Origin of the sequence: Kytococcus schroeteri (assembly GCF_042433515.1) — a bacterium.
Classification (GTDB): domain Bacteria; phylum Actinomycetota; class Actinomycetes; order Actinomycetales; family Dermatophilaceae; genus Kytococcus; species Kytococcus schroeteri.
On sequence record NZ_JBHLVH010000005.1, the window covers coordinates 16,056 to 28,961 of the forward strand.

Here is a 12,906-nt window from a genome sequence, read left to right on the forward strand (position 1 = left end):
ACGGTACGCGCCGGGCGTCTCGTAGTCTTGGGATCGTGATCGACATCCGAGAGCTCCGCGAGAACCCCGACGTCGTGCGCGCCAGCCAGCGCACCCGAGGTGAGGACGAGTCCGTGGTGGACCGCGTCCTGGAGGTCGAGGCACGATCCCGCTCCAAGCAGGCCGAGTTCGAGGCGCTGCGGGCCGAGCAGAAGGTCTTCGGCAAGCAGATCGCCCAGGCGCCGGCGGAGCAGAAGGCCGAGCTGGCCGCGCAGGGCAAGGAGATGGCCGCGCGCGTCAAGGCCCTGGAGGCCGAGGCCGGCGAGCTGGCCGCCGAGGCCCAGCGCCTACTGCGCAGCATCGGCAACATCGTCAAGCCGCAGGTGCCCGCCGGTGGCGAGGACGACTTCACCACCCTGCAGACCGTGGGCACCCCGCGCGACTTCGCCGCGGAGGGCTTCGAGCCCCGCGACCACCTCGAGCTCGGCGAGCTGCTCGGCGCCATCGACATGGAGCGCGGCGCCAAGGTCTCCGGCGCGCGCTTCTACTTCCTCACCGGCATCGGGGCGCGCCTCGAGATCGCCATGATGAACATGGCCCTCGACCTGGCGCTCAGGAACGGCTTCACGCCGATGATCACCCCCACCCTGGTGAACACCGACGTCATGGCCGGCGCCGGCTTCATCGACGCCCACGAGGACGAGGTCTACCGCCTGCGCGACGACGACCAGTACCTCACCGGCACCTCCGAGGTGGCCCTGGCCGGCTACCACGCCGACGAGATCCTCGACCTGTCCGACGGCGCCCGCCGCTACGCCGGCTGGTCCACCTGCTATCGCCGCGAGGCCGGCAGCCACGGCAAGGACACCCGCGGCATCATCCGCGTGCACCAGTTCAACAAGCTGGAGATGTTCATCTACTGCACCGCCGAGGAGGCCGAGGCCGAGCACGAGAAGCTGCTGGCCCTGGAGCAGGAGATGCTCGGCGCGATGGAGTTGCCCTACCGCGTCATCGACGTCGCCGCGGGAGACCTGGGCGGCCCGGCCGCGCGCAAGTTCGACTGCGAGGCGTGGGTGCCCACCCAGGGCACCTACCGTGAGCTCACGTCCACCTCCAACTGCACCACCTTCCAGGCGCGCCGCCTGCGCACCCGTGAGCGCGTCGCCGGAGGCAAGGGCACCCAGGTGGTGGCCACCCTCAACGGCACGCTGGCCACCACGCGCTGGCTCGTGGCCATCCTGGAGAACCACCAGCAGCCCGACGGCTCGGTGCGGGTGCCGGCCGCCCTGCAGCCCTACCTGGGCGGCCTCGAGGTGCTCGAGCCGGTCGCCCGATGACGGACGCCCCGGTGGGGACCGCGGTGGCGTCGGCCGGGCCGGAGGTGGTGGCGCGGGCCACGCGCCCGCAGATGGTCTGCCTCGACCTCGACGGCACCACCATCGACTACTCCAGCGTGCTGCACCCCCCGGTACGCGATGCCGTGCGTGCCACCTCGGCGGCCGGGCACACCGTGGTCGTCGCCACCGGGCGCACCCTGCGGGCCACCCTGCCGTTGGCCCGTGAGCTGGGGCTGCGCGACACCTACCTGGTGTGCTCCAACGGGGCGGTGCTGCTGCGCATCGACCCGGCGGCCGACGAGGGCTACGAGCTGCTGGAGGTGGTCACCTTCGACCCCGCGCCGGCGCTGGAGCTGCTGCGCCAGCACCTGCCGGGGGCCTACGTGGCCGCCGAGGTCATCGGGGTGGGGCACCGCATCATCGAGGGGTTCCCGGAGGAGGCGCTGCAGGGCGAGCTGACGCTGGCCACCTGGGAGGAGCTGGGCTCCGAGCCGGTGACGCGCCTGACCTTCCACGACCCGGGCAGCAGCGAGGAGGAGTTCCTCGAGGCGCTCGACCGCATCGGCCTGCACGGGGTCAACTGGTCGGTGGGCTACACGGCGTGGCTGGACCTCACGCCCGAGGGCGTGTCCAAGGCGTCCGGGCTGGAGCAGGTGCGCCGCGCGCTGGGCGTGGAGCCCTGCGACACCGTGGCCGTGGGCGACCAGCGCAACGACCTGGAGATGCTCGACTGGGCGGCCCGCGGCGTGGCGATGGGGCAGGCCCCCGACGAGGTGAAGGCCGCCGCCGACGAGGTGACCGGCACCGTCGAGGAGCACGGCCTGGCGCAGGTGCTGCGCACCCTGGAGGGCGTGGAGGAGGCCCTGACCCGATGAGGGGCGCGCCGCTGCACGTGACCAGCCCGGCCAACCCGCGCGTCAAGGCGCTGCGCGACCTGCGCCGCCGCCGTGTGCGCGAGCAGACCGGCAGCACGCTGGTGGAGGGCTTCGAGGAGCTGGAGCTGGCCCTGTCCGCCGGCGTGCGGCCCCGCGAGTTGTACCTGTGCGACGAGCTCATGGCCGACCCGGCCGCCCAGCGGCACGTGGTGGACACCGCCGCCGAGCGGGGCGCCGGCATCGTGACCCTGAGCCGGGCGGTGTTCGAGAAGGCCGCCTACCGGGAGGGGCCGGACGGCTTCCTGGCCGTGGTGCCCACCCCCGGCGTGGCCCTGGCCGACCTGCCGGAGCCCGACGGGCCGGCGCTGTACCTGGTGGCCGAGGGGCTGGAGAAGCCCGGCAACCTGGGCGCCATCCTGCGCACCGCCGACGCGGCGGGGGTGCACGCCGTCATCGCCGCCGACCCGGTGACCGACTGGGGCAACCCCAACGTGGTGCGCGGCTCCAAGGGCACCGTGTTCTCCGTGCCGGTGGCCACTGCGCCCACCGCGGAGGTGTTGGACTTCCTGCGCGCGCGGGGCGTGGAGCTGCTCGCGGCCACCCCGCACACCGAGCGCCTGCACACCGAGGTGGACTGCACCGGCCCGGTGGCCGTGGCCGTGGGCGCCGAGAAGACCGGGCTCACCGAGGCGGCGATGGACGCCGGCGTGCGCGTGCGCATCCCGATGGTGGGACGCGCCAACTCGCTCAACGTGGCCACGAGCGCGGCCATCGTGCTCTTCGAGGCGGTGCGCCAGCGCGGGGCCTGAGCACCCCGGGGCGGTGTGTGATGCGCCACTGCCGCGTGGCACGATGTCGCCATGCGCATCGACCACGTCGCCTTCGCCGCTGGCCCCGAGGGCCTGGACGCCGCCGCCGCCCGCCTGGGTGAGGCGCTCGGCATCGAGGTCGTCGACGGCGGGCACCACCCCCGCTTCGGCACCCGCAACATGGTGCTGCCGCTGACCGGTGGCCGCTTCCTCGAGGTGGTCGAGCCGCTGCAGCACCCGGTGACCGACAAGGTGCCCTTCGGCCAGGCCGTGAAGGCGCGCAGCGAGGCCGGCGGCGGCTGGCTCGGCTGGGTGGTGGCCATGGACGACCTCGCCCCGGTGGAGGAGCGCCTCGGCCGCGACTCGGTGATGGGCAACCGCCACCGCCCCGACGGCACGGAGCTCACCTGGCGCCAGATCGGCGTGAAGGGACTCATCGCCGACCCGCAGCTGCCCTTCTTCCTGCGCTGGGACGACGGCCAGCTGCACCCCTCCGAGCGCGGGGAGTCCGACGTGTGCCTGGCCCGCCTGCAGCTCGCGGGCGACCCCGACCGGGTGCGCGAGTGGCTGGGTCTCTCCGGTGTGCCGGGCGTGGACCGTGACGACTGGGAGCCGGACGTGGAGTTCGACTTCGTGGCCCCGAACGGCACCCCGGGTCTGATGTCGGTGACCTTCGAGACGGCCAACGGGCCCGTCACCATCTGACCCGACCCGCTCACGCCGCCGACTGGGCAAGGCCGTGCAGACCCCCGACGTGGACGGACCCGAGACCGTGGTGCCGGGGGCCGTCCCGCCCCGGGGCGGCGGACGCCGCACCTGGTGGTTGGTCGGCCTGGTGACGCTGGGGCTGCTGCTCGCCTTCTCCGTCGTCGCGCTCGTCTGCGCGCTGCTCGACCTGGCCGACGGCGGGTGGCGCCCGGTGGGTGACGCGGTGCTGGTGCTGTCGGTGGCGGCGGTCGTCGGGGGCACGGTCCTCTGGGCGGTGGGTGTGATCTCCCGGGCGGAGCCGCCGGCGGAGGACGAGGACGGCGATGGCCTGTGACTCTGGCCCGCTGACCCCCGCGACGTCCTGCTGGAGTTCCTGCGGACGTTCGCACGGGAGCGTCACCTGGCCGAGGAGGTAGACATCCTCCGCATCCGCCTCGACGAGCTGGCGGACTGCCTGCAGGTCGTCTACACGCGGCACGGACTGACCGGGGTGTACGGCTACTCGGAGTGTGGTCTGACCAACGTGCTCCCCCGAACGGTCACTGACCCAGGGCGGGCGCCCTTGGACGCTGCTGCTGTCGTGCATGGTCGGATGCGTGACCTCGCGTCGGACATCTGCACCGTGCTGCAGGAGGCGCCGGGTTTCGAGGCCCCCGCGACGGGGATCGGGTGGAGTGGACCGGGGCCGCACCGCGAGTGCGTGACCGTGCCCCTGGTCAGGCTCTGAGGCCCCCGCTCAGACGGCGCTGCCGGTACCCAACGAGATGCGGTGGCTGCCGGCCAGCACACCGGCCAGCGGCACCAGCGAGAACAGCGCCGCGGCGGGGGCCACCACCCACCCGGCCACCACCGGCACCAGCACGATGGCGTGGTAGGCCGCCACCAGCATCACGTTCTGACCCACCACGGCGCCGGTGTGCCGGGTGAGGCTCACCGCATCGGCGATGGCGGCCATCTCCGGGCGCACGGTCTCCACCTGGGCGAGCTCCCGGTTGTGCGCGTCCGACCAGGTGGAGGCGATCACCAGGTCGGCCTGCTCGGCCGCCGGGTCGGGGGTGTCGCGCGTCAGCAGCGCCACCCGGTGGCCCTCGTCGAGCATCTCGGCCACCAGGGCCACGCGGCCGGCGTCGTCGAGCCCGCCGGTCACCTCCGAGGCGTGCACGCCCACCCGGTCGGCCATGCGGCGGGCGACGGCGGCCGGCTCGGAGCACATGAGGTGGGGCACCACGTCGGCGCGCAGCAGGCGCTGCACCTCGTCGGCGGCCCCGGGGCGCAGGCGGTCGCGGAAGCGCAGCATCGCGGTGGGGCGCCCACCCCAGCCCACGTAGGTCACCAGCGCGTCGTCGTCGGGCTCCGGGCGCAGGGTGGGCGGCACGGCCTCGAACGCGTCCTCGGCGCCCACCGTCACCTCCATGCCCTTGATGAGCGCCGAGAGGCGGCCCCCCTCGGTGCTCTGCCCGCTGATGGTGCGCGGGGTCATGTTGCGGGCGCGCGCGGCGCTGGCCAGGGCGCGGGGGATGGGGCCGTCGGCGTCCTGCGCCACGGACACCGCGGCCAGCAGGGCGGCGTCGGGGTCCAGCCCCTTCATGGGCAGCACCTCCACCAGCCGCGGGTGCCCGGTGGCGATGGCCGAGGACGGGTCCACCAGCGCGAGGTCGATGTCGCGGGCCGAGCGCAGCGGGCGGGCGCCCTTCATGCGCAGACCCAGCAGGGCGCCCCGCAGTCGGCCGGCCCGCAGGGCGCCGGTGACGGCCACCAGTGCGGCGGCGGGGCTGGCGGCCAGCAGCACGGCCGTGGCCACGGCCGCCCCCTCGTCGGCGCCGTGCGGGACGCCGTGGGCGAGCCCGGCCACCGCGGCCACGGCCAGCACGATCGGCACCGCCCAGCGGGCCACGGAGTCGGTGGTGCGGTGGATGGGCAGCGTGGGCGCCCCGGGCGCGGAGGTCTGGGGGTCGGCGGGCACGGGCAGCACCGGGCCACCGGTGGGACGCACGGCGTCGAGGGCGGGGCGCAGCACCCGGGCGATGGCGGTGTCGTCGCCCGCGCGCACCACGGTGCCCACCAGACTGCGGCGCGGCACGGCGCCGGCCACCACCACGTCGCCGGGCACCACCGGGTGGGCGTCGGCGCGGGTGGTGATGCGCTCCAGGGTGACCATGCCCTCCCCGTCGGTCACCCGCAGGTCGGCGGGCACCACCTCGCCGGCGCGGACGAGCACCTCGTCGCCGGGGCGCAGGTCGGCGCGGGGCACCCGGACGCGGCGGCGGGCGCCGTCGTGCTCCACGATGCGGGTGGCCACCACGCCCAGCGTGCGCCGGGCGTGCAGGAGGCGCACCACGAGGTCGGCCCGGGCCCGGGACACCAGCCACGGCACGCCGGCGGCCAGTGCCGCGGCGGCCGTGGTGGCCACCAGGGCGGTGCCGGCACCGCCGGTGGCCACGTCGGCGGCGGCCTGCACGGCGGAGACCAGGGCGGCGGCCACGGGGAGCCACAGCACCGAGCGCCACGAACGCAGCTCCGGCAGCACCAGGCGGCGGGCCGCGAACCAGGCCAGCAGGGCGCACACCGCCAACCCGCTGGGCGTGAAGCCCACCAGGGACAGTGCCCAGGCCGTCAGGGCCAGCACCACCGGGGCCGCCACGGGCACGGCCGCCAGCACCCGGCGTGCCGGGGAACGGCGTCCGGCCGTGGTGGGGGCGGGCTCGGGCGCGGCGTGGTGGGCCGCCTCGGGGGTCTTCCCGGCCTCGGGGACGGGTGCGGGGGAGCTGGCCATGATGGGGCAACCGTACTGGTCGGGGGTGGGGCTCCCGGCGCGTGATGGAATGTCGCCCGCATCGCACGCTGACGGGAGACCCATGAACACCCAGGCCGACATGCTGCTGCCCGACGAGGCCCTGCAGCGCACCGCCCCCGACGACCCCGACGAGCTCGACGGCCGTGACGACCGGCGTGGCGAGTCCGCCGTGCGCACCGGGGCACAGGTGGCCGTGTTCGCCGCCCTCATCGCCGCGCTGGCGGTGGTGCCCGGGCTGATGATCTTCGGCGGGCAGGTGCCGGTGACCCTGCAGACCCTCGGCGTGACGGTGGCGGCCCTGGCGCTCGGCCCGTGGGCGGGTGCCGCGGCGGTGGTGGTGTACCTGGCGCTCATCGCCGTCGGGCTGCCGGTGGGCAGCGGCGGTGCCGGCGGACTGGGCGTGCTCACGGGCCCCACCGGCGGGTACCTCGTGGGCTTCGTGCTGGGTGCGGTGGTGATCGGCCTGCTCTCGCGCGTGGCCCTGCGCCGCGGCGGGCGCATGGTGGGGCTGTGGCTGTTCGTGGCCGGTCTGGCCGGGCTGCCGCTGTTCTACGCCGTGGGCGTGCCGTGGCTCCAGGTGGCCACCGGCATGCCGTGGGACAAGGCCTGGCAGCTGGGGGCGGCGGTCTTCGTGCCCGGTGACCTGCTCAAGGCCGCCCTGGCCGCCGTGGTGGTCTCGGCCGTGGCCCGTGCGCTGCCCGGCTCGCTGCCGGCCGACCCGGCGCGCCGCTGACCCCGGTGGCCCCCGGCGGCGGCATCCGGTTCGAGGGCGTGACCCTCGAACGGCAGGGGCGTCGTGTGCTCGACGGTGTCTCGCTGGAGCTCACCGAGCACCGCATTGCCCTCATCGGGGCCAACGGGTCGGGCAAGAGCACCCTGGCACGATGCGTCATCGGGCTCGAGCGGCCCACGGCAGGGCGGGTGCTGGTCAACGGGCTCGACGTGCGGCGCCACGCCCGGCGGGTGCGGCGTGACGTGGGCTTCCTGTTCAGCGATCCCGACCATCAGGTGGTCATGCCGACGGTGCGCGAGGACCTCGAGTTCTCCGCGCGGCGCCGCGGGTGGTCGGCGGAGCAGCGGGCCGATGCGGTGGACGCCGCCCTGCAGCGCGCCGGGCTGCAGGACCACGCCGACCACCCCTGCCACCTGCTCTCCGGAGGGCAGAAGCAGCTGCTGGCGCTGTCGGCCGTGCTCATGGCCGGTCCGAGCGTGCTGGTGGCCGACGAGCCCACCACGCTGCTCGACCTGCGCAACCGCCGCCGCATCGGCGCCGAGCTGATGGCCCTGCCGCAGCAGGTGGTCATGGTGACCCACCACCTGGACCTGCTGGAGGGCTTCGACCGCGTGGTGGTGCTCGACGAGGGGCGCGTGGTCTGCGACGACGTGCCGGCGGTGGCGGTGCCGTTCTACGAGCGGCTCATGGCGTGAGCGGACGTGCGTGGCCCGGGCGGGGGCGGGCGTGAGCATCGGCATCGCGGTGCCGGGGGACTCCTGGCTGCACCGCCTGCCCGCGGCGTGGAAGCTCGGCGGCCTGGCCGTGGCCACGGTGGGCATGTACCTCGTCGGCACCTGGCCGGTGGCGATGACGGCGCTCGCAGTGGCCGTGCTGGTGCTGGCCAGTGCGCGGTTGCCGTGGAGTGCCCTGCGCGGCCCGGTGCGGGCGGTGCTGGTGCTGCTGGTGGTGCTCGGCCTGGTGCAGTGGTGGCTCGTGGACGGCGTGACCGCCCTGCGGGCCGTGGGCCGGGTGGGGGCGGCCGTGCTGCTGGCCTGGGCGGTCTCGCTCACCACGCCCGTGGCCCAGGTGCTCGCCGTGCTGGAGCGCGCCCTGCGGCCGCTGCGCCGGCTGGGGGTCGACACCGACCACTGGGCGCTGGTGCTCTCGCTGGCCGTGCGGTCGGTGCCGCTCATGGTCGATGCGGCGCAGCAGGCCAACGAGGCCCGCATCGCCCGGGGGCGTCCGCTCTCGGTGCGGAGCTTCGCCATCCCGGTGGTGGTGCGGGCCGTGCGGGCCTCGGAGATGCTCGCCGACGCCCTGCTGGCCCGCGGCTACGAGCCGGCCGGCGGCCGGCGGCGGACGCGTCGTCGAGGCGTCGGCCGGGACCTCGTCCGCCGCGGCTGAGCGGTGGGCCGCTCAGCCCTCGCGCCCGGCGGCCTCGCTCGGCGTCTCCAGCCGGTCCACCAGCTGGCTGGCCAGGCCCGTGTACGTCGCCGGGGTGAGCTCCACCAGGCGCGCCTCGTCCTCGGCCGGCAGACCCAGCCCGCGGATGAAGTCCCGCATCGCCTCCCCGTCCACGCGGCGGCCGCGGGTCAGCTCCTTGAGGCGCTCGTACGGCTGCTCCATGCCGGGCACGCCCTGGGCGGCCAGCGCGCGCATGGTGGACTGCACCGGCTCGCCCAGCACCTCCCAGTTGGCGTCGAGGTCGGCGGCCATCTGCTCCGGCACCGCGTCCAGCCCGTCCAGGCCCTTGCGCACGTTGTCCAGCGCCAGCATCGAGTGGCCCAGCGCCACACCGATGTTGCGCTGCATGGAGGAGTCCGTCAGGTCACGCTGCAGGCGGCTGGTCACCAGCGTGGAGGCCAGCACGTCGAGCAGCGCGCAGCTCACCTCCAGGTTGGCCTCGGCGTTCTCGAAGCGGATCGGGTTCACCTTGTGCGGCATCGTGCTCGAGCCGACCGTGCCCTGCCCGCGCACCTGGGCGAAGTACGCCATCGAGATGTAGGTCCACACGTCGGTGCAGAGGTTGTGCAGCACGCGGTTGAAGCGCGCGACGTCGGCGTACACCTCGGCCTGCCAGTCGTGGCTCTCGATCTGCGTGGTCAGCGGGTTCCAGTCCAGACCGAGCCCCTCGGTGAAGGTGCGCGAGAGTTCCACCCAGTCGGCGCCGGGAACGGCCACGGTGTGCGCGCCGTAGGTGCCGGTGGCGCCGTTGATCTTGCCCAGGTACTCGGCACCCTCCACGCGGCGCACCTGACGGCCCAGGCGGTGGGCCAGCACGGCCAGCTCCTTGCCCATGGTGCTGGGGGTGGCGGTCTGGCCGTGGGTGCGGCTGAGCAGCGGCACGTCGCGCAGGTCGCGCGCCATCGCGGCCAGCTGGTCGACCACGCCCGATGCGGCGGGCAGCCACACCTGCTGGACGGCCCCCTGGATCATGAGCGCGTAGGACAGGTTGTTCACGTCCTCGCTGGTGCAGGCGAAGTGCACCAGCTCGGTCATCCGGGCCACCTGGTCCTCGCCACGGCCGGCCAGCACCTCCGCCAGGTGCTTCTTGAGGTGGTACTCCACGGCCTTGACGTCGTGGACGGTCTCCTTCTCGATCTCCGCCAGCGCCGCGATGTCCTCGCCGTCGAAGTCCGTGACGATGCTGCGCAGGGCCGCGCGCTCCTCGTCGGTGAACGGCTCGATGCCGTCGAACACCCGCGCGTCGGTCAGGTGCAGCACCCACTCCACCTCCACGTGCAGGCGCATCCGGTTGAGGGCCGCCTCCGAGAGGTGGTCCACCAGCGGGGCGGCCTGGCGGCGGTAGCGGCCGTCGAGCGGGCCGAGGGCGAGGGCGGGCTGCAGCGTGGAGAGATCGACCATGGCCGCATTCTCGCAGGGCCGCCGGGTGCCCCCGAACGCCGCCGAGCCCGCACCCCCTCGGGGGCACGGGCTCGGCGCGGGTGGGGCGGGGGCTGCCTCAGCGGCGCTCCTGCCAGTCGGAGTACGGGTCCAGCTCGTCGGCGTCCATGCCGGCCGGCAGCTCGCCGCGGCCCAGCCACTCCTGGGTGGAGGTGGCCACCACCGGGGAGGCGTCCTCCGGGTCGGCCGCGACCGGCTCCTCGCCCTCGGCGGCGTCGTCCTCGGTGCCCCAGGTGGACGGGGCCACGTCGGGCAGCTGGTCGTCCTCGGGGAAGTCGGCCTCGGGGGCGTCCACGGTGCCGGGCTCCACGGCCTCGCGCTCGTCGGTGGGCTGCACGTCGTCCCAGTCGTCCTCGTCGGAGACCAGGTCGTCGTCGCCGCCGGCGGTGGTGGGCACGTCCTGACCGGTGGTGTCGGCCGGCAGGGTGTCGTCGTCACCGCCGGGGCCCACGAAGTCGGTGAGCTCCTCGTCCTGCGCGTCCTCGGTGCCGGGCTCGCGGTAGTCCGGGAACTCGATGTCGTCGGCGTCCTCGGCCTCGATGCTGTGCAGCTCGCCCGGGTCGGTGCTGGTGCCGGCCTCGATGTCGCTCGGGTCGTCGTCGGGGTCGGTGTCGGCCAGCGGGGCCGCGGCGTGGTCGTGCTCGCCGGCCACGGTGATCTCGTCGTCCGGGTCGAGATCGGTCAGGGCGCCGTCGGGGTCCTGCACCACGGCGTCGCGCGGGCCGTCGGTGTGCTCGTCCACGGTGGTGCTGCGCACGGTGGTGTCCGTGCCGTCGACGGTGCGCAGCTCGGTCTCGGAGTCGGTCGTGGCGTCGGACTCGTCGCCCTCGTCCTCGAGGGTGTGCACGGCGGCCGGGGCGGCCTCGCGGTCCTCGTCCTCGTCACGCTCGACGGCCTCGTCGTCACCCAGCGCGTGCGCGCCGTCGGCGGTGTCCGGCAGGTCGGCGATGTCCACCACCTGGGTGTCGTCGTCGGAGTCCTGGTCGAACAGGTCGGTGGGCTCGTGCCCCACCACCTCGTCGGCAGCCGCGCCGGACGCGCCGGACGTGCCGGCCGTGGCGGCGGCCCGGGTGCCCTTGCCGCGCCTGCCGGCCGTGCCCGACGTCGCCGGCTGGGCGGACGCCGTGGTGCGGCGGGCCGCCGGGCGGGCGCCCCCCTCGAGCTCGTCCTCGTCGGCGTCCCGGCCGAAGTCGTCCAGCCCGTCGTGCTCGTCGATCTCCGGGTAGTCCTCGCCCCGGCGCGAGAGGCGGTCCTGGACCGCCCCGCCCTGGGTCATGAACCAGACGATCCCCACCACCAGTGCCAGCAGCACGACGGCGACGATCCACTCCAGTGCTCCCCACTCGCCCATGCGGTTTCCTCCAACGCGTCTCGGGGTCGATCACTCGGTCAGCAACCACGGGCACCCGGGGAGGGGCCGCGATCAATGGCCACAGCCTAGACGTCGGCCCGGGGCCGGGCCCGGCGAGCCGCTCAGGTGGGCAGCAGGGTTCCGGCGGCCACCAGTGCGGGGGCCACCGCCAGTGCCCCGGCCGCCACCGCCACCAGCGCGGCCCGCAGCGGGTGGGTGCGCCCCACCCCGGCGAGGGCGTCGATCCGCGCCACCGCCGAGGCGCTGCCGGTGCTCACGCGGGCCAGCGCCTGCCCCATCGTCACCGCCCCCACCTCCCGGGCGCCGGCGCGGTCGGCGAGCAGCTCCACCAGCAGCTCCACCTCGGCCAGGGCCCGCGGGTGGCGCAACGGGGCGGGCACGGCGGCGTCCATGACGCTGAAGAACTCGCGCACCAGGTCGTGGCGGCGGCGCAGGTGCTCGCGCTCGTGGCAGTACACCCCGTGCAGCTGGAGCTGGCTCAGCCCCTCCACCACCGGGCGCGACATCACGATGCGGGCGCGGCGCCCCGGCAGGCACCAGGCCACGGGGGCGTCGGCGTCGATGACGCGCAGCCGGTCGCGCACGCCGTGGCGGGGGTCGAGCAGGTCCACGGCCTCGCGGTGGCGGCGGCGCAGGGCGCGCAGGTCCGTGCCCACCAGGTGGGCGGCCAGCAGCAGCCGAGCCACGAGCACCGCCGAGAGCAGGGCCGCGCCCACCACCACACCGGGGTGCACGCCGTCGTCGGTGGTGAACAGGCCACCGAACTCGTGGGCGGCCACCAGGGGCAGCAGCACGATGGAGGCCAGGCCGCCGACGGCGCTGCCCTGCCACAGCAGGAGCCCCGCGGCTGGGGTGGCGCGGAGGCCGGTGAGCAGGGGGAGCAGGACGGGGGTGCCCAGGGTGAGCAGCACGGCCAGTGCTGCGAGCACCAGGGTGGGGGACATCGCACGCATGCTACGACGCCGTGCACCCCGGGGTGCACGGCGTCGTAGCGGTCCAGGTTGGGCCGGTCAGTCGGCGGCGGACTCCAGGCGGGCCAGGGCCTCGCGGAGGGCGTCCACGTCCTCGGCGCCGGCGTCGTCCACGAAGGCCAGCACGGCGGCGCGGCGGTCGGTGGGGCGCAGCTCACCGAGGGTCTCGGACATGAGTCGGGCCACGAAGCCCTCGCGGCTGGTGGCGGGGTTGTAGGCGTAGGCGCGGCCCTGCTTGGTGCGGTCGAGGAAGCCCTTGCGGCTCAGGCGGTCCATCACCGTCATCACGGTGGTGTAGGCGATGTCGCGGGCGGCGCCGAGCGTCTCGTGGACGTCGCGCACGGTGAAGCCCGTGGGCTGCGGGGCCTCGTGGTCCCACAGGTGGTCCATGATGGCCTGCTCGAGATCGCCCAGACCCGATGCGGTGTTCGACATGTCAGCT

The 12,906-nt window shown here is 74.9% G+C and carries 13 protein-coding genes; 8 read left to right on the top strand and 5 right to left on the bottom strand.

The features are described from left to right. Window positions 1–35: 35 nt before the first annotated feature. The 5 genes from serS to ACFFHC_RS03290 are packed head-to-tail and all read left to right on the top strand — an operon-like array spanning window position 36 to window position 4,042. Window positions 36–1,316 carry a serine--tRNA ligase gene (gene serS / locus ACFFHC_RS03270; RefSeq protein WP_379803028.1) on the top strand — a complete coding sequence of 427 codons (1,281 nt, stop codon included), beginning with the start codon at window positions 36–38 and terminating at the stop codon, window positions 1,314–1,316. Further along, the gene (locus ACFFHC_RS03275; protein WP_379803031.1) at window positions 1,313–2,191 is read left to right on the top strand and encodes an HAD family hydrolase; all 879 of its coding nucleotides are present in this window, start codon (window positions 1,313–1,315) and stop codon (window positions 2,189–2,191) included. Before serS ends, ACFFHC_RS03275 begins: the two co-directional genes overlap by 4 nt. After that, window positions 2,188–3,000, top strand: coding sequence for a TrmH family RNA methyltransferase (locus tag ACFFHC_RS03280; RefSeq protein WP_379803036.1), 813 nt, complete (start codon window positions 2,188–2,190; stop codon window positions 2,998–3,000). The genes ACFFHC_RS03275 and ACFFHC_RS03280 overlap by 4 nt, the downstream gene beginning before the upstream one ends. 51 nt (window positions 3,001–3,051) lie before the next feature. Next, entirely contained in the window at window positions 3,052–3,705 is a 654-nt protein-coding gene (locus tag ACFFHC_RS03285) for a VOC family protein (protein ID WP_379803040.1), read from the top strand. A gap of 34 nt (window positions 3,706–3,739) precedes the next feature. Further along, complete coding sequence (locus ACFFHC_RS03290) at window positions 3,740–4,042, top strand: hypothetical protein (protein WP_379803043.1); 303 nt, start codon at window positions 3,740–3,742, stop codon at window positions 4,040–4,042. Window positions 4,043–4,444: 402 nt separating this feature from the next. Here the strand turns inward: ACFFHC_RS03290 and ACFFHC_RS03295 are convergent, their stop codons facing one another. Beyond that, on the bottom strand, window positions 4,445–6,481 hold the full coding sequence (locus ACFFHC_RS03295) for a P-type ATPase actuator domain-containing protein (RefSeq protein ID WP_379803047.1): 2,037 nt from the start codon (window positions 6,479–6,481) through the stop codon (window positions 4,445–4,447). 82 nt (window positions 6,482–6,563) lie between these two features. Between ACFFHC_RS03295 and ACFFHC_RS03300 the strand changes: the two genes are divergently transcribed. Genes ACFFHC_RS03300 through ACFFHC_RS03310 form a run of 3 tightly spaced genes read left to right on the top strand, consistent with a single transcriptional unit; the run spans window position 6,564 to window position 8,621 of the window. After that, on the top strand, window positions 6,564–7,235 hold the full coding sequence (locus ACFFHC_RS03300; protein WP_379803050.1) for a biotin transporter BioY: 672 nt from the start codon (window positions 6,564–6,566) through the stop codon (window positions 7,233–7,235). A gap of 5 nt (window positions 7,236–7,240) precedes the next feature. After that, window positions 7,241–7,930, top strand: a complete 690-nt coding sequence (locus tag ACFFHC_RS03305; protein WP_379803053.1) for an energy-coupling factor ABC transporter ATP-binding protein — start codon at window positions 7,241–7,243, stop codon at window positions 7,928–7,930. A gap of 31 nt (window positions 7,931–7,961) precedes the next feature. After that, window positions 7,962–8,621, top strand: a complete 660-nt coding sequence (locus ACFFHC_RS03310; protein ID WP_379803056.1) for an energy-coupling factor transporter transmembrane component T family protein — start codon at window positions 7,962–7,964, stop codon at window positions 8,619–8,621. Between the two features lie 12 nt (window positions 8,622–8,633). Here ACFFHC_RS03310 and purB read toward each other — a convergent pair whose 3' ends face one another. The 4 genes from purB to ACFFHC_RS03330 form a co-directional block, all read right to left on the bottom strand. Next, window positions 8,634–10,082, bottom strand: coding sequence for an adenylosuccinate lyase (gene purB, locus ACFFHC_RS03315; RefSeq protein WP_379803059.1), 1,449 nt, complete (start codon window positions 10,080–10,082; stop codon window positions 8,634–8,636). A gap of 97 nt (window positions 10,083–10,179) precedes the next feature. After that, window positions 10,180–11,472, bottom strand: a complete 1,293-nt coding sequence (locus ACFFHC_RS03320; RefSeq protein WP_379803064.1) for a hypothetical protein — start codon at window positions 11,470–11,472, stop codon at window positions 10,180–10,182. 122 nt (window positions 11,473–11,594) lie between these two features. Continuing rightward, window positions 11,595–12,437: a M56 family metallopeptidase gene (locus ACFFHC_RS03325; RefSeq protein ID WP_144043075.1), complete on the bottom strand. Its 843-nt coding sequence runs from the start codon at window positions 12,435–12,437 to the stop codon at window positions 11,595–11,597. Between the two features lie 66 nt (window positions 12,438–12,503). Further along, window positions 12,504–12,899, bottom strand: coding sequence for a BlaI/MecI/CopY family transcriptional regulator (locus tag ACFFHC_RS03330; RefSeq protein ID WP_070705664.1), 396 nt, complete (start codon window positions 12,897–12,899; stop codon window positions 12,504–12,506). Window positions 12,900–12,906: the final 7 nt, after the last annotated feature.